Source organism: Nocardia sp., assembly GCF_025465275.1.
GTDB lineage: Bacteria > Actinomycetota > Actinomycetes > Mycobacteriales > Mycobacteriaceae > Nocardia.
The window spans coordinates 1-20,194 of sequence record NZ_JAODNK010000032.1 but is presented as its reverse complement, the minus strand read 5'-3'; the positions used below and the strand labels follow the sequence as shown (position 1 = coordinate 20,194).

Annotated in this window: 19 protein-coding genes and 1 pseudogene; 4 read left to right on the top strand and 16 right to left on the bottom strand. The window is 67.4% G+C overall.

The window, feature by feature from the left end; all coding sequences use genetic code 11:
* From JWN03_RS08240 to JWN03_RS08170, 15 genes and pseudogenes are all read right to left on the bottom strand, one after another.
* A partial coding sequence (locus tag JWN03_RS08240; RefSeq protein WP_297612097.1) for a multicopper oxidase domain-containing protein occupies positions 1–850 on the bottom strand: 850 nt, incomplete at its 3' end.
* A 135-nt stretch (positions 851–985) separates the two neighbouring features.
* Entirely contained in the window at positions 986–1,366 is a 381-nt protein-coding gene (locus tag JWN03_RS08235; RefSeq protein WP_297612094.1) for a DoxX family protein, read from the bottom strand.
* Positions 1,367–1,408: 42 nt separating this feature from the next.
* Positions 1,409–2,077 carry an MspA family porin gene (locus JWN03_RS08230; RefSeq protein ID WP_297612092.1) on the bottom strand — a complete coding sequence of 223 codons (669 nt, stop codon included), beginning with the start codon at positions 2,075–2,077 and terminating at the stop codon, positions 1,409–1,411.
* 21 nt (positions 2,078–2,098) lie between these two features.
* Positions 2,099–2,287 (bottom strand): ferredoxin, encoded by a 189-nt coding sequence (locus JWN03_RS08225; protein WP_297612089.1) that lies wholly within the window; start codon positions 2,285–2,287, stop codon positions 2,099–2,101.
* Positions 2,284–3,114, bottom strand: a complete 831-nt coding sequence (locus tag JWN03_RS08220; RefSeq protein WP_297612086.1) for an SDR family oxidoreductase — start codon at positions 3,112–3,114, stop codon at positions 2,284–2,286. Before JWN03_RS08220 ends, JWN03_RS08225 begins: the two co-directional genes overlap by 4 nt.
* A complete protein-coding gene (locus JWN03_RS08215; protein WP_297612083.1) occupies positions 3,111–4,727 on the bottom strand; it encodes an AMP-binding protein in 1,617 nt (538 codons plus the stop codon). Before JWN03_RS08215 ends, JWN03_RS08220 begins: the two co-directional genes overlap by 4 nt.
* Before the next feature lie 6 nt (positions 4,728–4,733).
* Positions 4,734–6,284, bottom strand: a complete 1,551-nt coding sequence (locus JWN03_RS08210) for a succinic semialdehyde dehydrogenase (protein ID WP_297612081.1) — start codon at positions 6,282–6,284, stop codon at positions 4,734–4,736.
* A gap of 22 nt (positions 6,285–6,306) precedes the next feature.
* The gene (locus JWN03_RS08205) at positions 6,307–6,891 is read right to left on the bottom strand and encodes a TetR/AcrR family transcriptional regulator (RefSeq protein ID WP_297612078.1); all 585 of its coding nucleotides are present in this window, start codon (positions 6,889–6,891) and stop codon (positions 6,307–6,309) included.
* Between the two features lie 57 nt (positions 6,892–6,948).
* Positions 6,949–8,292 (bottom strand): cytochrome P450, encoded by a 1,344-nt coding sequence (locus JWN03_RS08200; protein WP_297612100.1) that lies wholly within the window; start codon positions 8,290–8,292, stop codon positions 6,949–6,951.
* Between the two features lie 75 nt (positions 8,293–8,367).
* Positions 8,368–9,237, bottom strand: a pseudogene (locus tag JWN03_RS08195) (oxygenase MpaB family protein); the annotation flags it as partial.
* Between the two features lie 428 nt (positions 9,238–9,665).
* Positions 9,666–10,430, bottom strand: a complete 765-nt coding sequence (locus tag JWN03_RS08190) for a crotonase/enoyl-CoA hydratase family protein (RefSeq protein ID WP_297612076.1) — start codon at positions 10,428–10,430, stop codon at positions 9,666–9,668.
* Positions 10,431–10,457: 27 nt separating this feature from the next.
* Entirely contained in the window at positions 10,458–11,648 is a 1,191-nt protein-coding gene (locus tag JWN03_RS08185; RefSeq protein WP_297612073.1) for a thiolase family protein, read from the bottom strand.
* Positions 11,645–12,763 carry an acyl-CoA dehydrogenase family protein gene (locus JWN03_RS08180; protein ID WP_297612070.1) on the bottom strand — a complete coding sequence of 373 codons (1,119 nt, stop codon included), beginning with the start codon at positions 12,761–12,763 and terminating at the stop codon, positions 11,645–11,647. The genes JWN03_RS08185 and JWN03_RS08180 overlap by 4 nt, the downstream gene beginning before the upstream one ends.
* A gap of 22 nt (positions 12,764–12,785) precedes the next feature.
* The gene (locus tag JWN03_RS08175) at positions 12,786–13,967 is read right to left on the bottom strand and encodes an acyl-CoA dehydrogenase family protein (protein WP_297612067.1); all 1,182 of its coding nucleotides are present in this window, start codon (positions 13,965–13,967) and stop codon (positions 12,786–12,788) included.
* A gap of 12 nt (positions 13,968–13,979) precedes the next feature.
* Positions 13,980–14,906, bottom strand: a complete 927-nt coding sequence (locus tag JWN03_RS08170) for an SDR family NAD(P)-dependent oxidoreductase (protein ID WP_297612064.1) — start codon at positions 14,904–14,906, stop codon at positions 13,980–13,982.
* Between the two features lie 182 nt (positions 14,907–15,088).
* Here JWN03_RS08170 and JWN03_RS08165 point away from each other — a divergent pair, with 182 nt between their 5' ends.
* From JWN03_RS08165 to JWN03_RS08150, 4 genes are read left to right on the top strand one after another with little or no spacing between them, the layout of a single operon-like run.
* Positions 15,089–15,943 carry a MaoC/PaaZ C-terminal domain-containing protein gene (locus JWN03_RS08165; RefSeq protein ID WP_297612060.1) on the top strand — a complete coding sequence of 285 codons (855 nt, stop codon included), beginning with the start codon at positions 15,089–15,091 and terminating at the stop codon, positions 15,941–15,943.
* Positions 15,940–16,332, top strand: coding sequence for a Zn-ribbon domain-containing OB-fold protein (locus tag JWN03_RS08160; RefSeq protein ID WP_297612057.1), 393 nt, complete (start codon positions 15,940–15,942; stop codon positions 16,330–16,332). The genes JWN03_RS08165 and JWN03_RS08160 overlap by 4 nt, the downstream gene beginning before the upstream one ends.
* A 3-nt stretch (positions 16,333–16,335) precedes the next feature.
* A complete protein-coding gene (locus JWN03_RS08155) occupies positions 16,336–17,514 on the top strand; it encodes a thiolase C-terminal domain-containing protein (protein WP_297612055.1) in 1,179 nt (392 codons plus the stop codon).
* A 2-nt stretch (positions 17,515–17,516) separates the two neighbouring features.
* Entirely contained in the window at positions 17,517–19,109 is a 1,593-nt protein-coding gene (locus tag JWN03_RS08150) for an acyl-CoA synthetase (protein WP_297612052.1), read from the top strand.
* Between the two features lie 18 nt (positions 19,110–19,127).
* Here the strand turns inward: JWN03_RS08150 and JWN03_RS08145 are convergent.
* Positions 19,128–20,194: multicopper oxidase family protein (locus JWN03_RS08145; RefSeq protein ID WP_297612049.1), on the bottom strand; the 1,067-nt coding region annotated here is incomplete at its 5' end.

Below are 20,194 nucleotides of genomic sequence, written 5' to 3'. Positions count from 1 at the left end.
CGTTCGCGCGGGGGTGGACCGTGCCGTTGACGGTGATCAGGTCGCCGAGCATGCCGCCTTCCCAGCGGCCGTCCTGAATCCAGCGCACGGTGTGGAAGCGCAGTGAGCCGTCGTCGTTGAAGCGGCGATCGGCGATGACCAGCGGCATCTCGAAGTCGCCGCTGGGCAGTCCGAGGGTATTGCGGCCGGTGCCGGTGTCGTACTCGTCGCGCAGCAGATACATGCCGGCCAGACCGGCGACGACATTGAGGCGGGTGATGCCCATCGCGTGGTCGTGGTACCAGAGGGTGGTGGCGTCCTGGCGGTTCGGGTGGCGGTAGACCTTGGTCGCGCCGGGCAGGAAGGTGTCCTCGGGGTGACCGTCCATATCGGGCGGGGTGACCGCGCCATGCAGATGCACCGACGTCCGGGGGGAGATCCGATCCAGCTCGCAGGCGCCGTCGAGTTTGGTGTCGACATCGCCCGCGAACAGATGTCTGCCGAGGGAATTGGTGAAGGTCAGTTCGATGGGCTCGCCGACCTGTGCTTCGATCGTCGGCCCCAGATACGAAGCGCCACCGTAGGACCAGGTCGGTGCGACCCCGAGATCGGGGTGAAACCGGTGGCTGCTCTGACCCATGACGAGGGCCTGGTTGCCGCGCACGACCGGCGGGACGGCCAACTCCTCGACGAACGGCTCGACTCTCGGGGACGGCGGCGCGATCACATCGCCGGCCGGATCAGGCTGTCCGACAAGCGCATCCGTCCTTGCGGTCGGCGCCCGTCCGGCGATCCAGCCGCCGATGCCGACCGCGGCGGCCCCGGAGAGAAAACGCCGACGCCCTAGTCGGCCAGGTTGGCTTTCAGTCACGAAGTGCCCTCTATCTGGTGGTCGTGCGTGCGCCAGCGGGAATCGTGGCTCGGATGATGCCCAACCGTATGAATAAAATGGACGGGCGTCAATTATGAATGCGAGTGCACTGACTCACATTTCCGGATTCGGCGTCTACGACGTGAACGAGTAAGGGCCGAACCGGCCCCACGCCAAGAAGACACCCGCCGCCAGCAGCACGATTGTCACCGCGGTCCCCGGCCAATTGCGCTCGTACACATGCACGATCGCGGCTCCCGTCATTACCAGGACGACACCCACCGCGGCCAGCGGAACAAGGACGGGAGCGATCTGGAGCATGGCGGGAAATATCAGGCCGATGGCCCCGAGGACCTCGATCGCACCGAGGGCCCTGATCCAGACCGTCGGAACCTGCTCGACCCACTCCATACCCTTGGCCCGCAGTTTTTCCGGGGGCGTGACGAGTTTCATCGACCCGGCGGCGAGAAAGACGGACGCGAGTGCGGCCGCCACGATCCACAGCAAAATATTCACAGTTCAGCACTCCTGATCAGAGACGAATGGATGGGTTGGGCGTCAGCCGATGCTGAACGGTTGTCCCCAGACGGTCACCAGCGAGGTCACCGTGTCGGTCCGGATTTCGACGTGCACGAAGGCGCGCGCCTGGGCGGCACCGGTACAGCCGGTCAGGCCGATGGTTTCGTCGGCCCAGGTGACGCTGCCGTCGGTGCCCTTGAACATGTTCACCGGAAGGTGAGAGTCGTTGCCGTAGGGGTCTGGCAGCTCTACGTCCAGGAGGTGGAAAGCCTTCGCCTGGCCAGGCCCGAGCGTCAGGTTCGCACCGTGCGTGGCACCCGCGCTCGGCACCACCTGCTGCCCGGTCCGGTTCAGGTTCGCGGTCCGGCCGTCCTGGACCTCGCCTCCGGAGATGTTCACCTGGCAGCCGACGACATAGCCGGGATCCATGAGCCCGCTCTGGACCCCTTGCGAGAGGACCACATGGGCGGCACCGGAAACCCAGGCGTCGCGGTGCAGTGCGGTGGCGCCCATGGACGGATGGACGTCGACTGATTCACCGTCGAGCCAGGCGTGCACGACCGTGCCGTCGGAGAGGGTGATTCCGACGTCACCGCCAGGCAACGAGCCAACGCCGTCAGCGCTTCCGATAACGTTGGCGGACAACAGCATTGCGGTGCTGATGGCGCTGATACCGGCCGCGCGGGCCGGTATCCGGAGGATGTTCACGGCGATGATTCCTCTCGGCCGCTACAGCGCGCGGAGCGCTTCGGAGGGGCAGCAGGCAATGGCTTCCTCGACCGCGATGCGCTCGGACTCCGGCACCGGGTCGGCTGTCACCGTGGATTTGCCGTCGGCGTCGAGGGTGAAAACCGACTGCGCGAGCGCTTCGCAGATACCGTGGCCGTAGCACTTGGTGCGGTCGACGGTCACTCTCATGTGGCGGGCCCCTTGTGAATTCGACTGTCGTAGGAGCGCCGGCGGTCGTCGGCGGTGAGAAAGACCTGGTCCATTCCGGTGCGGTGACTCAGCCACCGGGCAACCGGGCGCGGCAGATGGATCCAGGCGGCCGTGGTGAGACCAAGCTGTGCCGGCACGACCGCGGAGCGGTGACCCCGGCGCAGCACCGAGACGACGGCCGCGGCAATCTCTTGTGGCGGTACGGGTTCCATCCCGCGTGTGGATTGCAGGCCATCGATCAGCTCGGTGGCGGCGAAGGAGGGGAACACCGTCGACACCCGAACGCCGCGGGCTGCGAGTTCCGCGTCCAGCGCTTCGCCGAATCCGACGATGCCGAATTTGGTGCCGTTGTACACGGCCATCCCGGGAGCGGGCACCCGGCCCGCGACGGAGGCGATATTGACGATGCGTCCATGGCCCCGCGCCGCCATCGCCCGCGCCGCGACGCGGGATCCGTTGATCACGCCGAGCAGGTTGATCTGGACCGCACGCGCAATGATGGCGTCGTCCTGGTCGAGGATCGGGCCGACCGGCATGATGCCGGCATTGTTGATCCAAATCTCGACCGGACCGAGTCGTTCTTCGACGGTGCCGTGGAATCCCGCGACCGTGTAGGGGTCGGTGACGTCGAGGTACCCGCCGTAGATGCCCAGCTTCTTGCCGGTGTGCTCGGCGTGGACGGTGTCGATATCGCCGATGGCGACCTTGGCGCCGGCGTCGCGCAAGGACTCGGCGGTGGCGCGGCCGATGCCGCGGGCGCCGCCGGTGATCACCGCGACCCGGCCGGTGAGGTCGATGCCCTTCACTGGTGACTCTCTTTCAACTCATCGAGGGTGCGGCGCAATACTTTTCCGGAGGAGCCGCGCGAAAGCTCCGGGACGAAGACGATGTCGCGCGGCATCCGCGAACGCGACAGCCCTTCGGCGAGATGGGTCCGGACGGCCTCGGCGTCGATACCGCCGGATTCGGCGGCGACGACATAGGCGCGCAGGCGCTGGCCGAATTCGGCGTCCTCGACCGCGGTGACGGCCGCGTCGGCGATGCCGGGATGCGCCAGCAATGCCAGCTCGACTTCTTCCGGGAAGACGTTCTCACCGCCGGAGACGATCATGCCGTCGGAGCGACCGACCACGTGCAGCCTGCCCGCCGCATCGAAGTGGCCGCGGTCGCCGGTGTCGAGCAACCCGTCCGTCCCTACACCGCTGCGGCCGTCGGTGTAGGCCTGGATCTGCCCCGGGGTGTGCACCAGGATGCGGCCGTCGGCACCGGTGGGCAGGTCACGACCGTCGGTATCGGCGATGCGGACGGTGATGCCGATCGGGGGCCGTCCGGCGCTCGCGGGAGCCGCGCGCAGATCCTCGGGAGTCGCGATGCTGATGAAGGAGGCCTCGGTCGAGCCGTACAGATTGTGCAGAACCGGGCCGAATGCGCCAGCGACCGAGCCGACGAGTGCCGGATCCAGCCGGGCCCCGCCGCTGGCGACGATGCGCAGTGGCGAGAGGTCGGCGGCCTCGACCGCGTCGCCGAGGTCCACGAGGCGGCGCAGCATGGTCGGAACGGCGATGAAGGTGCTGCACCGATACTCTTCGAGAGCGGCCAGGGCGCGGGCGGCGTCGAAGCGGCGGTGCAGCACCAAGGTGGAGCCGAGATTCAAGGCCAGCGTCGCGATCAACAGGCCCCAGCCGTGGAAGACAGGTGCGGCGATCAGTGCGGTCTCATTGCCGCGCAAGGGGATCCGCGACAGGAGGCCGGCCGGTAGCAGTAGTGATCGGGCTTCGCCGCGCGGCGCTCCCTTCGGGATGCCGGAGCTGCCGCTGGTCAGGATCACCAAGGACGACGGACGCGCCGCCCGCGGCGGGAAGCCGGCCGGTGCGGCGGTGATGAATCGATCAAGCTCGGTGTCGGACGGCTCCCCGGAGTTCCACGCCGCCCACTTCTTGCCCTCGAATGCCGCGACGGCACCGGCGAATTCGTCATCGTAGACGAGTGCGTCGAGTCGTTCGCGGCTGCTCACCTGCGCGATCTGGCGTGCCCCGAAGTCCGAATTCAGCAGTACCACACGGGCTCCGGTTGCCGCGGCCGCGGACATGGTGACAAGCGCGTCGGCATGGTTCCGGCACATGATGCCCACGGTCGCCGGTGCGTCCGGGAATTCGGAATGAAAGGCGTTGGCCAGACGATAAACGCGCACGCCGAACTGGCGGAAGGTCAGCGATCCGCGATCATCGATGATCGCAATTCGATCGGGGTGTGCGGCGGCCCACGCGGCAGGCATCCCGCCCATGGCGCCGTACTTTTCGGTGGCTCGCCGGCCCGCACGCAGGGCGCCGAGGTCGCGCGGCAGTGCCCCGGCCTGCCACAGGATTCGGGCGGCGCGGGCCTCGTCGGCCACGCGGCGCGCCGCAGAGAGTGGTTTCATATCTTCTCACATTCGCTGGGAGAGCCGGACCGTGACCCGCATGACCTGTCGCATCGCCGCGAGCGCCGGTTCGCGGAAACGGTCGGGGTAGGGAGTCGAGATGCGTTGTGTGGTAATGGTTTGCGGCTCGGTGTAGCGCACGATCCCCTCACGACCGTGGCGCCGGCCGAGGCCGCTGTCGCGCATACCGCCCATCGGCGCGTGCAGCGCGGCGATCGCCGAGAGGTACCCGTCATTGATGTTGACCGCGCCCGCCACAATCTGCGCGGCGATGGTCCGGCCGCGTGGCAGATCGCGGGTCCACACGCTGGCCGACAATCCGTAGCGGCCCTCGTTCGCCCGCGCGATCGCCTCCTCGTCGGAGGCGACCGCGACGACCGTGACCACCGGGCCGAAGGTCTCTTCGGCGTAGACCAGCATGTCGGGGGTGACATCGGTCAAGATGGTCGGTTCGAAGAACAGCGGCCCCAGATCCGGGCGCGTATTCCCGCCCGCGAGCACCGTCGCGCCCTGCTCGACCGCGTCGGCGACATGCCGGACCGTGGTGACGAGCTGACGATGGGAGGTCAGCGACCCCATATCGATCGCGAGACTGTACCCGCCGCCCAGCCGCAGCTTGCGTGTCCGCGCCACCAGTGCGTCCACGAATCGGGGAAAGACGCTCTCGTGCACGTAGATTCGCTCGATGCCTATGCACATCTGGCCCGCGCTGGAGAAGCAGGCCTGCACCGCACCGGTGGCCGCGGCCGCGAGATCGGCGTCGGCGCGCACGATCATCGCATTCTTGCCGCCGAGCTCGAGCGAGGCGCCGATCAGCCGCTCCGCGCAGCGCCGGGCGATATCGCGCCCGGTCTCGGTGGATCCGGTGAAGCACAGATAGTCGACGGCATCGATGACGGCCGGGCCGATCCGGCTGCCGGGCCCGGCGACCACCTGCCAGATCTGCTCGGGGACCCCGGCGCGCACTGCGAGGTGCCGGGCCAGCAGCAGCGTCCACGGCGCCTGCGAATCGGCTTTGGACAGCACGGCATTGCCCGCGATCAGGGCCGGGATGACATCGCCGACGGCGAGGAACAGCGGATAGTTCCAGGGCGCGATCACCCCTACCAGGCCCTTGGGTCGGTATCCGACTCGGGCGCGGATGGGACCCATACCGGGCGCTTTTCGCTCCGCGAGGTATCCGGCACCGTTGCGGCCGTAGTGCAGCGCCACCGAGACGACGCCTTGCGCCTCGATCGTCGCGTGGACGCGGGCCTTGCCGGTCTCCCACTGCATGAGATCGCACAGTTGGTCGTGGTGGTCGAGCAGCAGCCGGGCGAACCGCAGGATGATGCGCTCGCGCTGCTTGATCGGAAGACGCGCCCACTCCGGTTGCGCGGCCCGCCCTGCCGCGGCGGCCTGTTCAATCGCCGCGTTATCCGACTGAGGTACCTCGGGTAACTCGGTGTCGGTGAACGGCGCACGCGCACAATGTGTTTCAGTGGATTTGGGTAGCTGATCCCGGAGCCGGCCGATGAGCGGTAGGTCGATGGACGGGGGCAGAATCGAATCGGTCATCTTCCGCTCCCGGCCACAGCGATCACCACACGAGTCGTGCCAGATACCTTTCGGCATAGCGCCGCACCGCATCGGTGTCGGAAATATCCAGCTGCCCTTCGGGACTCAGCAGCAGCGACAAGGTGAGCCGGATCAGGATTTCCGACACCGCTCGCACATCCTCGTCGGACATGGTCACGCCACTGTGCCGCAGCGAGGAGGCGATCAGTTTGCTCGCGGTGAGGATGGGCGCTCCACCGGAGGTGGCGGCGAGCCCCGTCATCACCTCCGGCTCGCTGTCGAGTATCCGCATCGCGAGGGCGTTCTCGTGCATCATGCGCATGCCGAGGGTGAAGCACTCGACCACCGCACTCTGGGCGTCGCGGCCGGTCGCGACCCGCCCCAACCGCGCCATCATGAACTCGGTGTCGTCGTGTAACAGCCGCGCGAAAAGTGCTTCCTTGGTGGGGAATCGGCGATACAGCGTGCTGCGGCTGATCCCCGCCCGGCGCGCGATGTCGTCCATATTGCTGCGGCGCACGCCGTAGCGTTCGAACTCCGCCCGCGCCGCCGCCAGGATCGCCGGCTCCGACGTGGTGATCGAGATGTCCGCTGCACTGTTGGTCATGGCTGCCGAGGGTATCCATCGGCGTTCGTTCGGCACCAATGTCGCCGCCCGCGCCGCTCACGAGAGCTTCTTCAGACGGACGGGCAGACCGTCCTTGGGGACCGGCAGGGTGCTGTAGTCGAGCTTCCACTGGTAATTGGTGGGCACGGTCCACTCGTGGGTCAGCAGTAGGTTGTGCATGATCGTTTTGATTTCCAGCTGTCCGAAGTACAGGCCGATGCATTTGTGCACGCCGCCGCCGAAGGGCATCCAGGCGAATTTGTGTGACTTGTCCTCGGAGCGTTCGGGGGAGAACCGGTCTGGGTCGAACCGTTCGGGGTCGGGCCATAGCTCGGGGTTGTAGTGGTTGGCCATGGCCATCACGGCGATGCGGGTGCCCTTCGGCACGAAATGGCCGTCTATCTCGGTGTCTTCGATGGCCTCCCGCGACAGGCCGGGTACCGGTGCGTTCAGGCGCAGCGATTCCTTCATGACCTTGTCCAGCACCGTGAACTGCGACAAATTGTCATAGGTGACGTCGGCCGGCAGCTCCCGGGACTGCGCACGCGCCTTGCCTTGCCATTCGGGCTGCTTGGCGAGGTAGTACGCCATGGTGGTCATGGTGATGGTGGTGGTGTCGTGTGCGGCCATGAGGAGGAAGATCATGTGGTTGACGACGTCTTCGTCGGTGAAGGTGTGGCCTTCGTCGGAGCTGATGTGGCACAGGGTGGAGAACAGGTCGGGTGTCTGCTGTGCTCGTTTGGCGGGTAGGTGCTGGTACATGAACTCTTCCAGCACCTTTCGCCCGGCAACGCCCCGTGCCCACCGTGTTCCGGGAACGTCGTAACGGACCAGCGCCAGTCCGGCGTCGACGCAGTCGATGAAGGCTTTGTTGATTCGGTCGGCTTCTTCGCGCGAGAGTTTCAGGCCGAGGAAGATCTCCAGCGCCACATCCAGGGTGAGCTTCTTCAGCTCGTGCAGCATCCGGACCCGGCCGCCTTCGGGAAGTCCGGCGACGCGCTGCTGGATCAGGGGCTGCATCTGTTCCAGATAGCCCTTGAGGCGGTCGGTGGTGAAGGCCTGCTGGAGGACGAGTCGGTGGTAGCGGTGTTCTTCGAAGTCCATGAGCAGGAGGCCGCGGCGGAAGAATTTGCCGATCATGAAGCCCCACGCGGGTTCCGAGGCGAAGGTCTTGTTCCGATTCAAGGCCACCTCCTCGCACGCCGACGGGCTCAGCGGGCCGACGAGTTTCTCGGTCGGGGTGTGCAGGAAGCTGATATCGCCGAAGTTCGCACGCCGGTCCGCGATCATCCGCTGTGGTGCGCGGCGGAACAGCATCATCTCCGACAGCGACGGAATCCCGCCGTAGATCGGTTTCAGGCCGCTGCCCGCCGGTGGGGCCGCCAGTACGCGCTTGCGCACGTTCTTCTTGGGGCGCACAGCTTTCGAGTCACGTGCGGCGCGGGCCCGGCCGACCGCGAGGTCCGACTTCTTGCCATTGAGGATCTTCCGGGGATCCACGCCCTCGCGCTCCCACGCCTCGAACGCCCACGGCTGGTACAGCACATTCAACGGCAGCCGGTTGAGCAGCGGGTTCAGTGCGCGCATGGTGGCGGCGAAGCGCTGAAAACGCTTCTCCTTCTGCGCATCCCACTCCAGGCGGCACACATCCCGCATCTGCTGCGGCAGTGTTCCGACAATGACCGTGCGAATCACACCGTTCAGTGGCGCCGACAACGCCTTCCAGACGGGCAGGGGGACGTTCTGGAGTTTCTTGGGGCGGGGGAGGCCCTTACGGATATAGCCGGTGGCGTACATGATCGTCGGGGTCGGCACGAACCGCTCCACCATCGAATCCCAGTACGCGAGAAACTCCTCGTAGGTCTGTGGCTGGCTGCGGTCGCTCACCCCGTACAGCCGGTACCAGATCTTGGATTCCTCGAAGATCTGGGCCTTCTCCGCGTGGGACAGCCGCCGGATGAAGGTGTCGGTGTTGTAGATGACCTGGTCGACGAACGTGGCGTGCGCCCAGTAGTACAACTCGGGATTCAGTGCGTGATAACGCGATCCATCGCTGTCGATGGTGCCCTTGATCGGCTTGTGGAAGTCGCGGATCGTTCTACCCCAGTAGAACGCGTCGGCGGAATACACCGTCTTGGCGATCGGCGGGCCGGTCCGCCGGCCGCGGGCGATGGCGTCCTCGAAGAATATCGAGTGATCCTCGACGCCCTTGGCCAACTGCTCGATGCAGTTCTCCGTCCCGGCCAGGCGCTGGAAGCCCAGCAGGGTTCCGCGGTTGTCGCCGAAGTACTTCCAGACCAGCGTATCGGGCCCGAGCCGGGCCAGGGGGTCTTCGCTCAGCGGCATCGCCACGGCCTCGCGGATTCCGGCGTCGAACTCGGGCTTCTCGGCCGCGACTGCATCGGTCGCGACTGCATCGGCGGCGACTGCATCGGCCGCGACGGTGTCGGTCGCGACTGCATCGGCGGCGACGGTGTCGGCCACGACTGTGTCGGCCGCAGCAGGTTTCCTCTTGGGCATCGGCTCCACCTCCTCTGAGGCAAAAAGACAAAAGAACACAAATGTGTCACAACGGGTAGCGGTAAGCCGGGCAGGGAAGGACAACCACGGCTCCGTATTGCGACCGTCGGTATCAGGTACCGATGGTCACCATCGTGCTCCTAGGTGCGGGATGGCGTCAAGGGCGGATTCGAGCCGGTCGATTGTGGGCTGAGGGCACGCTTCGCACCCATCGATATCCGATACCGATGGGTGCGCTATTCACAGCGTCAGCGTCAGCGTCCGCGCCAGACCGGTGGTCGTTTCTCTGCGAAGGCCGTCGCGCCTTCGCGCGCGTCTTCGGACCAGAGGACGCGTTCGGCGATCGCGCCCTGCGCGGTGAAGGCTTCCCTATCTGTCCACTTCACTGCGTTCGACAGGATGTGTTTGGAAGCCTGGACGGCGAGCGGCGCGTTGCCGGTGATTCGTGCGGCCAGCTCTCGCGCCCCTGCCAGTGCGCCACCGTGTTCGGTGATCACGTTGACCAGGCCGAAGTGGTGCGCGCGGACGGCGTCGAGCGGATCACCGGTGAGGGCGATCTCCATCGCCAGCTGATAGGGCAGCGCCTTGGGCAACCGGATCAACCCGCCTGCCACCGCCGCCAGCCCCCGTTTCACCTCGGGGAGACCGAACTTCGCGTCGCGTGCGGCCACGATGAGGTCGGCGCTGAGCGCGAGCTCGAAACCGCCCGCCAGCGCCCAGCCCTCGACTGCGGCGATCAGCGGCTTCGCCGGTGGCCGCTCGGTGAGGCCGCCGAATCCGCGTTCGGGTGCGTCCGGGTGGTCACCCCGCATGAACGCCTTGAGGTCCATACCCGCGCAGAACGTGCCGCCCGCACCCGTCAGGATCGCGACAATGAGGTCGTCGCGGGACTCGAACTCGTCGACCGCCGCGGCGATGCCCTCGGCCACCGCATGGTTCACCGCATTGCGGGCCGCCGGCCGGTTGATCGTGATCACAGCGAGACCGTCGCCGAATTCTGTTGTCACACTGTCGCTCACGTCTACTCCTCCGGGGCGGAACCGTGCTCAGAGCCGCTCGATGATGGTGGCGTTCGCCATGCCGCCGCCCTCGCACATGGTCTGCAATCCGTACCGCCCGCCGGTGGCCCGTAGATGATGAACCAGGGTGGTCAGCAGGCGGGCGCCCGAGGCGCCCAATGGATGCCCCAGGGCGATGGCGCCGCCGCGCGGGTTGAGGCGCTCGGGGTCGGCTCCCACCTCCCGCTGCCACACCAGCGGCACGGGTGCGAAGGCCTCATTGACCTCGTATGCGTCGATATCGTCCAGGCGTAATCCGGTGCGGGCCAGCACCTTCCGTGTGGCCGGGATCGGGCCGGTGAGCATCAGCAGCGGATCACTGCCGGTCACCGCGAAGCTGTGGAAGCGCGCCAGGGGATTCAGGTTCAGCTCGGCGGCCTTCTCCTCACTCATGATGAGTACCGCGGACGCGCCATCGGTCAGGGGTGAGGAATTGCCCGGGGTGATGCACCAGTCGATCTCGGGAAATCGCCTGCCCACCAGGTCGTTTCGAAACGACGGCGGCAGCCCGCGCAATCCTTCGGCCGTCGTGCCCGGTCGGACCGTCTCGTCGGTGGCGACCGCGCGTTGCGCACCGCCGGGCCCGGTCACCGTCACCGGCACGATCTCGGCGTCGAAGCCGCCCGAGTTGGCGGTCCGGGCAGCCCGCGCGTGGGAGCGGGCCGAGTACTCATCCAGCTCGGTGCGGTTCAGCTTCCACTGTGCGGCAATGAGTTCCGCAGCGATACCCTGGCTCGCGAGGCCGTCCGGATAGCGTGTGGCCACCGGCAGGAACGGGTTCACGCCGAGCGCGGCGGCGCCCATCGGGACGCGGCTCATCGACTCGACGCCGCAGGCGATCACGATGTCGTACGCGCCGGCGATCACGCCCTGCGCGGCGAACGACACGGCCTGCTGGCTGGACCCGCACTGACGGTCGACGGTGACACCGGGGACGGATTCGGGAAAGCCCGCGGTGAGGACGGCGATTCGCGCGATATCGGCGCTCTGCTCGCCCGCCTGACTGACACAGCCGGCGATCACATCGTCGACCAGCCCGGGATCGAGGTCGCTGCGATCGACCAGAGCACGCAGTACCTGGGACAGCAGCACGGCGGGGTGTATCCCGGACAGCTGTCCCCCCGGCTTGCCTTTGCCGGACGGGGTGCGGACCGCGTCGACAATGACTGCGCGGGTCATGACGGGTTCTCCTGAATGGCCAGTTTGCCCGCCAGGCGGTCGAGTTGGTAGTCGAGGCCGCCCAGTAGTGACTTGCCGGCAATTGCGTTGCGGTAGAACAGGTGCGCGTCGTGCTCCCAGGTGAAGCCGATGCCGCCGTGCAGCAGGACGGTGTTCGTGGCGACGGTCAGGTAGCTCGGTCCGGTACGTGCGCGGGCGGCGGCCGCGGCCACCGGAAGGCGTTCGTCCGAAGCCGTGGCCGCCGTGCGCAGTGCGGCGTCGGACAGCGCCCACAGGTTGTACATGTCGGCCAGCTTGTGTTTGACGCCTTGATAGGCGCCGATCGGCTGGCCGAAACTGTAGCGAATCGTGGCATAGACAGTGGTCATGTCCAGGCAGGTGCGCATGGCGCCGACCTGCTCGGCCGCGACCGCCAGGTTGACGAGATCGACCATCCGGTCCAGCGCGCGGGCCGCGTCACCCGCGACCGGTGTGGCGGGAGCATTGTCGAAGTGGATCGTCGCCGTGTCACGGGTCAGGTCGACGCCGCGGTCTATGTCGACGGTGACACCGCGGGCGGACCTGTGGGTGGAGTAGATGCCCACCCCGCCGGGCCCCGTCGCCTGTACCAGCAGCAGATCGGCCGTGCTGCCGTCGAGCACAGCGGTCTTGGTACCGTGCAAGGTAGCGCCGTTGCCCGACGGCCGTGCAGTTGTGGCCGGAGTTATGGGTATCCAGGGGGTTTCGGTGCCCTCGCTGACGGCGACGGTGGCGACGAGTGCCCCGGTGGCGATCCAGGGGAGCGATTCCTTGTTGACGACATCGTCATCGAGCGCCAGCAGCAGTCCTGCCGCCATGACGCCCGAGGACAGCAGCGGCGACGGAACGAGCCCGGCGCCCAGCGCGCGCAGCGCGACCGACAGGTCGGCGCGGCTCGCCTCGGCGCCGCCGTAGAGCTCGGGAATGAGCAGGCCGGTCAGACCGAGCTCCTTGGACAGGCCCTGCCAGATGTCGGGGTCGTAGATCCGCCTCGCGGTGATCAGCTCGCGGACCTTGTGCAGTGGGGCGCGGCGGGCGACGAACGCCTCGACGCTGCGTGAGAGGGCCAGTTGGTCCTCGGTGAAGATCAGGGACATCGATCACTCCAGGTGGGCGTCGTCAGCGGGACAGGCGAAGCTGGTTGAAGGGGACGTCGCGCTGGATGCCCGGGTCCTTGGGCAGGCCGAGAATGCGTTCACCGATGATGTTGCGCTGGATCTCATTGGTGCCACCGGCGATGGCGTAGCCGGGCGCGGCGATGACCGCACCGGCGACCGCGCGCACCTCCGGATACCCGAGCGCCAGCTCGGCGCCGAGCAGATCGCCCGCGAATTCTGCTGCCCACAGCGACAATTCGGCGCCGGCGAGTTTTGCCGCCGAGCCGCGTGCGCCGATCGCCTGCCCGGCGATCGTCTCCTCGTGCAGTAGGCGGCCGAACGCCGTCACCGAACTTTCCCGGGCATAGAGCTCGGCCAGGCGGCGGCGCACAGCGGGATCGCCGGTGCGACCGCGGGACCGCGCCACTTCGAGTAGTGCGTCGAAACCGAGCGGGTCGGCTCGCCGGCGTCCGCCGGCGCCGATGGCGACTCGCTCATTGCGCAGCATGACGACGGCGGCAGCCCAGCCCTGGTTCACCTCGCCGATCACCGCGTCGGCGGGGACCCGGACGTCGTCGAAGAAGACCTCGTTGAAGGCCGCGTCGCCGGTGGCGACGACCAGTGGTCGTACGGTGACGCCGGGGGAGTGCATGTCGACGATGAACATGGTGATGCCCTGATGCTTGGGCACGGTCGGGTCGGTGCGGGCGATGATCGCGCCGAAGTCGCTCCACTGGGCGCCGGAGGTCCAGATCTTCTGCCCGTTGATCACCCACCCGTCCTCGGTGCGGGTCGCGGTGGTCCGCAGGCTGGCGACATCGGAGCCGGTGCCCGGTTCGGAGAACAGCTGACACCAGATCTCCTCGCCCCGCAGCAGCGACGGCAGATAGCGCAGCTTCTGTTCCTCGGTACCGAGCTCGAGGATGGTCGGCCCCGGCATACCCAGGCCGATGATGAACGGCTGCGTCGGCAGGCTGAAATCGGCGGCCTCCTGAGTGAAGGCCAGTAGCTCGGCGGCGCCCAGCCCCTGGCCGCCGTATTTCTCCGGCCAGGTGATGCCCGCGAATCCCGCCTGCCACAACGCATTCTGGAATCGCTTGCACTCCTCGATCGACGCCGGGAGATCACCGCCCGCCTCGGCGAAGGGGGTGGCGTTGGTTTCGAGCCACGCGCGGGCCTCGGTGCGGAATTCGTCCAGGCTCATGCTGTCGTCCTCTCAGTGGCCGAGTTGCGCGGCGAAGATGCTCGGGGGCAGTCCGTCGGCGAGCGGCCGGAACGAGCCCTCGATCTCGGTGGCGAGGTTCTCGAACTGCCAGGGCCGGTCGCCGGCGACCTTCGCGATCTCCACGGGATTGGCGTACAGGCCCACCTCGTAGCCCTGGGCGGAGAGCGTGCGACCGGTGAGCCAGCTCGAACGCTCGCTGGCCAGATACAGGGCGAGGGGGGCGATATTGTCGGGCGACATATCGATCGGTGCGACTGCCGGGGCCCCGTCGCCGCCGGGCCGCCGGGTCGAGGGGATGGTCGCGACCAACCGGGTGGCGGCGCCCGGGGCGATCGCGTTCGCGGTCACGCCGTACCGCGAAAGCCCCTGGGCGAGTGAGTAAGTGAGGCCTACTATGCCCATCTTGGCCGCGGCGTAATTGGGCTGCCCGGGCGAGCCCTGCAGGCCGGAGACCGAGGTGAAGTTGATGATCCGGTAGTTGCCGCCGGGATCGCGCTGCTCCCGGAAGTAGGCCGCCGCCGGGCGGACGGTGCTGTAGTGGCCCTTGAGGTGGACGCGGATGACGGCGTCCCAATCCTCCTCGGGCAGATTGAAGATCATCCGGTCGCGCAGAATGCCCGCCACATTCACCAGCACGTCGAGCTTGCCGTATTCGTCGACGGCGGTCTCGACCAGACGCCGGCCGGTGGCGACATCGGCGATGTCCCCGTCGTCGGCGATGGCCTGCCCGCCTGCGGCCCTGATCTCTTCCACGATCTCGTGCACCGGACTCTTGTCGCCGCCGACCCCGTCCGGGGCGGTGCCGAGGTCGTTCACCACGACGGCCGCACCCTCCTGGGCGAAGGCTCGGGCGAGGGCTGCGCCGATGCCGCGCCCGCCGCCGGTGATCACCGCGACGCGGTTGTCGAGAATTCCCACTGGAGAAGCCTTTCCGCTGTGGACGATCTTCGTCTGATATTGACGCTAAGGACCGTCGAGGGGGTGTGTCAAGGGTGGGAAGGGGCGTATTCGAGTCACCGCCGGGGGCTGGATTTCGCCGTCGCGCCTCGGTACCTTCTATTTACGGACGTAGATCGTCTATAACAATCGGAAGTGATCTCATGTCGCTGAACCTGGATGCGGTCGGACAAGAATGGGAATCGGCGGAAGACGCCTGGAGTTCGGCCGATGTGCTGCTCTACGCGCTGGGCGTGGGGGCCGGCGCCGCCGATCCCACCACCGAACTGGCCTTCACCACCGAGAACTCCCACCACACCACACTGCGGGTGCTGCCGACCTTCGCGATCGTGCGCACCGGGATCGGCGGTCCGGATCAACCGAAACTGGGTGATTTCGGCTTCGACCGAATCCTGCACGCCGAGCAGAGCATTCGGCTGCACGGCCCGCTGCCCACCGACGGCCGGGTGCGCACCACCTCAACGGTGTCCGGCATGTACGACAAAGGGTCGGCCGCCCTGATCGTCCTCGAATCCGTTCTCCGAGACGCGGATTCGGGCCGGGTGCTTGCCGAACTCGGATCCAGCCTGTTCGTGCGGGGGGAGGGCGGATTCGGCGGCGAACGCGGCGAGCAGGTTTCGTGGGAAACGCCGGCGCGTCCCGCCGACCATGTCGTCGTCTACCCGACACGTCCCGATCAAGCATTGCTCTACCGGCTCAGCGGTGACCGGAACCCACTGCATTCCGACCCGTGGCTGGCGGCCCGGGCCGGCTACGAGCGTCCGATCCTGCACGGCCTCTGCACGTACGGGTTCACCGGACGGGCCCTCCTGCACACGCTGTGCGACTCCGATCCGTCCCGATTCGCGAGCATGTCGGCACGATTCAGCGCACCGGTGCTGCCCGGGCAGGAGCTCGCCGTGCACATCTGGGACGACGGCGCGACGGCCCGTTTCCGCACCACGGCTGGCGACACCGTGGTGCTCGACAAGGGCGTGTTCACCAAGGAACCGGTATGAAGCCGGAACCGACACCGGAGACCGCGCCCTATTGGGAGGGCGCGGCGCAGGGCGAACTACGCATTCAGCGCTGCCGCACGTGCGGGCGGCACTACTTCTATCCTCGGCCCTTCTGCCGGTACTGCGGCGGCGAGGGCGTCGAGTGGGTGGCGGTGTCCGGGCGTGCCCGGCTGGTCTCCTATGTCATCAGCCATCGTCCGGTTCCCGGGCACGAACCGCTGTCACCGGTCATCGCCCTGGTCGAACTGGACGAGGGGCCGCGCCTGATGACCAATCTGCTCGGCGTGGACCCGGACCCGGAGAAGCTGCCCCTCGATATGCGCCTGACGGTGACCTTCGCCGAGCACCAGGGTGCCGTGCTTCCTTACTTCGAACCTGCGAAGGGATAACGAATGACCCAGTGGGACAATCGAATCGGTGGAATTCACGGTGGCGGGATCGCGATCGTCGGAGCGGCCGAGACGCCCGAGATCGGGATCCTGCCCCACGCGTCCGTGCTCGAATTGCATGCGCAGGCCGCACGCCGGGCGGTCCGGGACGCCGGGCTGACCTTCGCCGACGTCGACGGCATTGCCGCGGTGGGAACGCAAGCCATCGAGGTCGCGCACCATCTCGGTCTGACTCCGCGCTGGATCGACGGCACCATGGTCGGTGGGTGCAGCTTCCTTGTCCACGTGCGGCACGCGGCCGCGGCGATCGCCTCCGGCGCGGCGAACGTCGTGCTGGTGACGCATGGTGAGTCCGGTCGCTCACGAGTGGGATCCATGCGGTTCGGGCCCAGCGCGGCCTCGCCGGCGGGCCAGTTCGAGGCGCCGTACGGTGCGATCACTCCGCACGCGACCTTTACCGTTCCGGCACTGCGCTTTCTGCACGACCGCGGGATGGGCCGCGAGGATCTGGCGAAAGTCGTTGTCGCACAGCGGCAGTGGGCGGCGAAGAATCCGCGTGCGTTCCGCCGCGATCCGGTGACCGTCGCCGAGGTCCTGGACGGGCCGATGATCTCCTACCCGTTCACCCGGGACATGTGCTGCGTCGTCACCGACGGCGGCGGCGCGCTCGTGCTGACCAGCGCCGAGCGCGCGGCCGATCTGCCGTCCGGTACGCGGGCGGTGTATCTGCTCGGCTCGGGGGAGGCGGTCGAGACCCCGCTGATCTCCCAGATGGAGGACCCCACCTCCAGCCGCGCCTTCCGGCAGTCCAGCGCCGAAGCCTTCCACACCGCCGCGATCGGCCACGCCGACGTCGATCACCTGATGTGCTACGACGCCTTCGCCCATCTGCCGCTCTACATGCTGGAGGACCTGGGCTTCACCGGACGAGGCGAGTCCGGCGCCTTTATCGCCGAGGGCCACACCGGGGCGTCCGGGCGCTTGCCCATGAACACCAACGGTGGCGGCCTCAGCTATACCCATACCGGAATGTACGGAATGTTCGCGATCCAGGAGGCCGTCCGCCAACTGCGCGGCGAAGCCGACGCCCAGGTGCCGGATGCCGAGATCAGCTTCGTGCACGGTGTGGGGATGTTCTTCGCGGCGGGGGCCAGCCTCGTCCTGTCGAGACGGAGACCGTAACGGTGACAAGCACTTTCAATCATGCCGACCTGTTCGAGATCGCCGTGGACGTGGCGCCCGAGCGCATCGCACTGATCGCCGGCGATACTCGGCTGACCTACCGCGAGCTGGAAGAACGAGCGAATCGTGTGGCTCACCACCTGGCTCTCGCCGGAATCGTTGCGGGAGACCGGGTTTCGATCCTGGCCCACAATCGCGCCGAGTGGCTGGAGGCCCAAATCGCGGTGTACAAGCTGCGCGCGGTGCCGGTGAATGTCAGCTACCGCTACACCGCGAACGAATTGGCCCATGTCCTAGGCGATTCCGAGTCCGCTGCCCTGATCGGCGAGCGCGAGCTGATCGCGCGGTTGGGCCGGGCCCGCGAGGGACTCGAGTGGTTGCACCACGTCGTAGCGATCGAAGACGGGACGGACGCCGACATGGGAGCAGCCACCTCGTATGAGGAGGCGCTGGCGGCGGCGTCCGCCGATCGTGACTTCGGCCCGCGGTCGGGAGACGACCTCTACCTGCTCTACACCGGCGGTACGACCGGAAAGCCGAAAGGCGTCATGTGGCGGCAGGAAGACATCTTCTTTACCGCGATGGGCGGCGATCCCATGGCCGGTGAACCGCTCCGCACCCCCGAGGACGTCCGGGCCCGGGCCGCGGGCGGCGCTCCGACCAGTATGGTCAACCCGCCGCTGATGCACGGGGCGGGCATGTGGGGGGCCTGGGGCGCGCTGATCGCGGCGAGCACGCTGGTGCTGTGGTCGCAGCGGCGGTTCGACCCCGACGGGGTGCTGCGGCTCGCCGCCGCCGAGCGGGTCGCGTTCATGCTGCTGGCGGGTGATGCGATGGCTCGCCCGCTGGCCGATCGACTCGACCGCGCCGACTACGACCTCTCCGCGCTGACCTTCCTCGCCGCGGGCGGCTCGGCCACCTCGCCGGACGTGAAAAGACGCCTGCACCAGAAGATTCCGAGTCTGGTGGCCATCCTCGACGGGATGGGTGGTTCGGAGACCGGTGCGTGCGCCGCCGGTGTCGACCCGAGTCCGGAAGGCCTGCCGCGGTTCAGGCCTCGGCCGGAAGTCGCCGTCCTCGACGAGAAGCTGCTGCCGATCGAGCCCGGCTCGGACCGGATCGGCGTCCTCGCCAAGACCGGCCGACTGCCCAGCGGCTACTGGAACGATCGGGAGAAAACGGCCGCCACCTTCGTGCCCGGCCCGGACGGGCGGCGCTGGGCGCTGCAGGGCGATATGGCGAGGCTGGACGACGACGGCTGTGTAGTGCTGCTGGGACGCGGCTCGCTGGTGATCAATACCGGTGGCGAGAAGGTGTTCGTCGAGGAGGTCGAAGCCGCGCTCAAATCCCACCCGGCGGTGTACGACGCTGTGGTTGTCGGTCTACCCGACGAACGGCTCGGCTCCCGTGTCGCGGCCGTGGTGTCGGCGGTGGAAGGCGTGGAGGTGCCACCGGACGAGTTGATCGCGCATTGCCGGAAGGCTCTGGCCGGTTACAAGGTGCCACGCGACCTCCGAATGGTCACGGAGGTGATCAGGACCCCGACCGGCAAGGCCGACTACGCCTGGGCCCGAAAGGCCGCTGCCGCAAGGTAATCGGATATTTCCCGAATGTCAGGCGTGCAGGCGCAGGCGTGACATCATGCATTCGTCCTCGTGGTCGATGAGATGGCAGTGCCATACGTAGCCCTGTGCCATCGTCTCGCCCATACCGGTCATACCGGCCATGCCGCCGACGCTGAACGTCGCGTCGGGATCGAAGCCGAGTTGGTCGGCGGTCGGGAAAGTGATCGCTACCCGTGTGACCGTGAACGCGGGGCAGGTGACGGTGTCTTTGGCGCCCGTTTCCCACGCCCCCGGCGGCTGCAGCGGCCCGTTGAGGAACCGGTCCGGCTCCGGCGCCCAGTAGGTGCCCACCGGGGGTGGTGGATTCGCGGCGACGTATCCGAGGAAATCGAGGGATTGGCGATTGAGGATGCGCATGTGCACCAGGTGCAGATGCATCGGATGGGACTCGGGGGAGACGTTGACGAATTCCCAGATTTCTGTGGTGCCCTGCTTAGGGTCCGGGATCGGTTCGTCGTGATAGCAGAGGTTGTTCAGATTCTCGGTGAACGGTGGCCAGGACATTGCGGGGCTCAGGCTCAGGGTGATGATGCGGCGCCGGTTCGCCGTCGGTATCACGGGCAGTGCCGGGGCTTGGCGGGGGCCGCCGCGGAGCGTGTCCGGTGGAGTGCCGGTGAAGCCGGTGGTCCCGGTGCCGATGAATCGGATGAGGTTCTTGATCGTCTGAGCCCCGCTGACCTCACCGATGCCGGGCTCGAACTCGTAGCTGTTCATCAGATCGACTGTGTCGCCGGGGCCGAGACCGGTGAAGTCGGCGATGATGTCGATTCGTTCGCCGGGGTTGATGGTCGCCGCGGTGACGTAAACGGGCTGGTCGAGCAGCCCGCTGTCATTACCGATGACCCAGAATTTGGTGCCATTGCTGAAGGACAGGATGTAGGGCCGGTAGTTGGACGCGTTGAGGGTGCGGAATCGGTAGGTTCCCCGCGCCACGTTCGCGCGGGGGTGGACCGTGCCGTTGACGGTGATCAGGTCGCCGAGCATGCCGCCTTCCCAGCGGCCGTCCTGAATCCAGCGCACGGTGTGGAAGCGCAGTGAGCCGTCGTCGTTGAAGC

Bases quoted from the DNA above. Each gene is read 5' to 3' on its own strand.
- JWN03_RS08225 (WP_297612089.1), bottom strand. From the start codon at position 2,287: ATGAGAGTGACCGTCGACCGCACCAAGTGCTACGGCCACGGTATCTGC.
- JWN03_RS08215 (WP_297612083.1), bottom strand. From the start codon at position 4,727: ATGAAACCACTCTCTGCGGCGCGCCGCGTGGCCGACGAGGCCCGCGCC.
- JWN03_RS08210 (WP_297612081.1), bottom strand. From the start codon at position 6,284: ATGACCGATTCGATTCTGCCCCCGTCCATCGACCTACCGCTCATCGGC.
- JWN03_RS08205 (WP_297612078.1), bottom strand. From the start codon at position 6,891: ATGACCAACAGTGCAGCGGACATCTCGATCACCACGTCGGAGCCGGCG.
- JWN03_RS08185 (WP_297612073.1), bottom strand. From the start codon at position 11,648: ATGACCCGCGCAGTCATTGTCGACGCGGTCCGCACCCCGTCCGGCAAA.
- JWN03_RS08180 (WP_297612070.1), bottom strand. From the start codon at position 12,763: ATGTCCCTGATCTTCACCGAGGACCAACTGGCCCTCTCACGCAGCGTC.
- JWN03_RS08175 (WP_297612067.1), bottom strand. From the start codon at position 13,967: ATGAGCCTGGACGAATTCCGCACCGAGGCCCGCGCGTGGCTCGAAACC.
- JWN03_RS08165 (WP_297612060.1), top strand. From the start codon at position 15,089: ATGTCGCTGAACCTGGATGCGGTCGGACAAGAATGGGAATCGGCGGAA.
- JWN03_RS08160 (WP_297612057.1), top strand. From the start codon at position 15,940: ATGAAGCCGGAACCGACACCGGAGACCGCGCCCTATTGGGAGGGCGCG.
- JWN03_RS08155 (WP_297612055.1), top strand. From the start codon at position 16,336: ATGACCCAGTGGGACAATCGAATCGGTGGAATTCACGGTGGCGGGATC.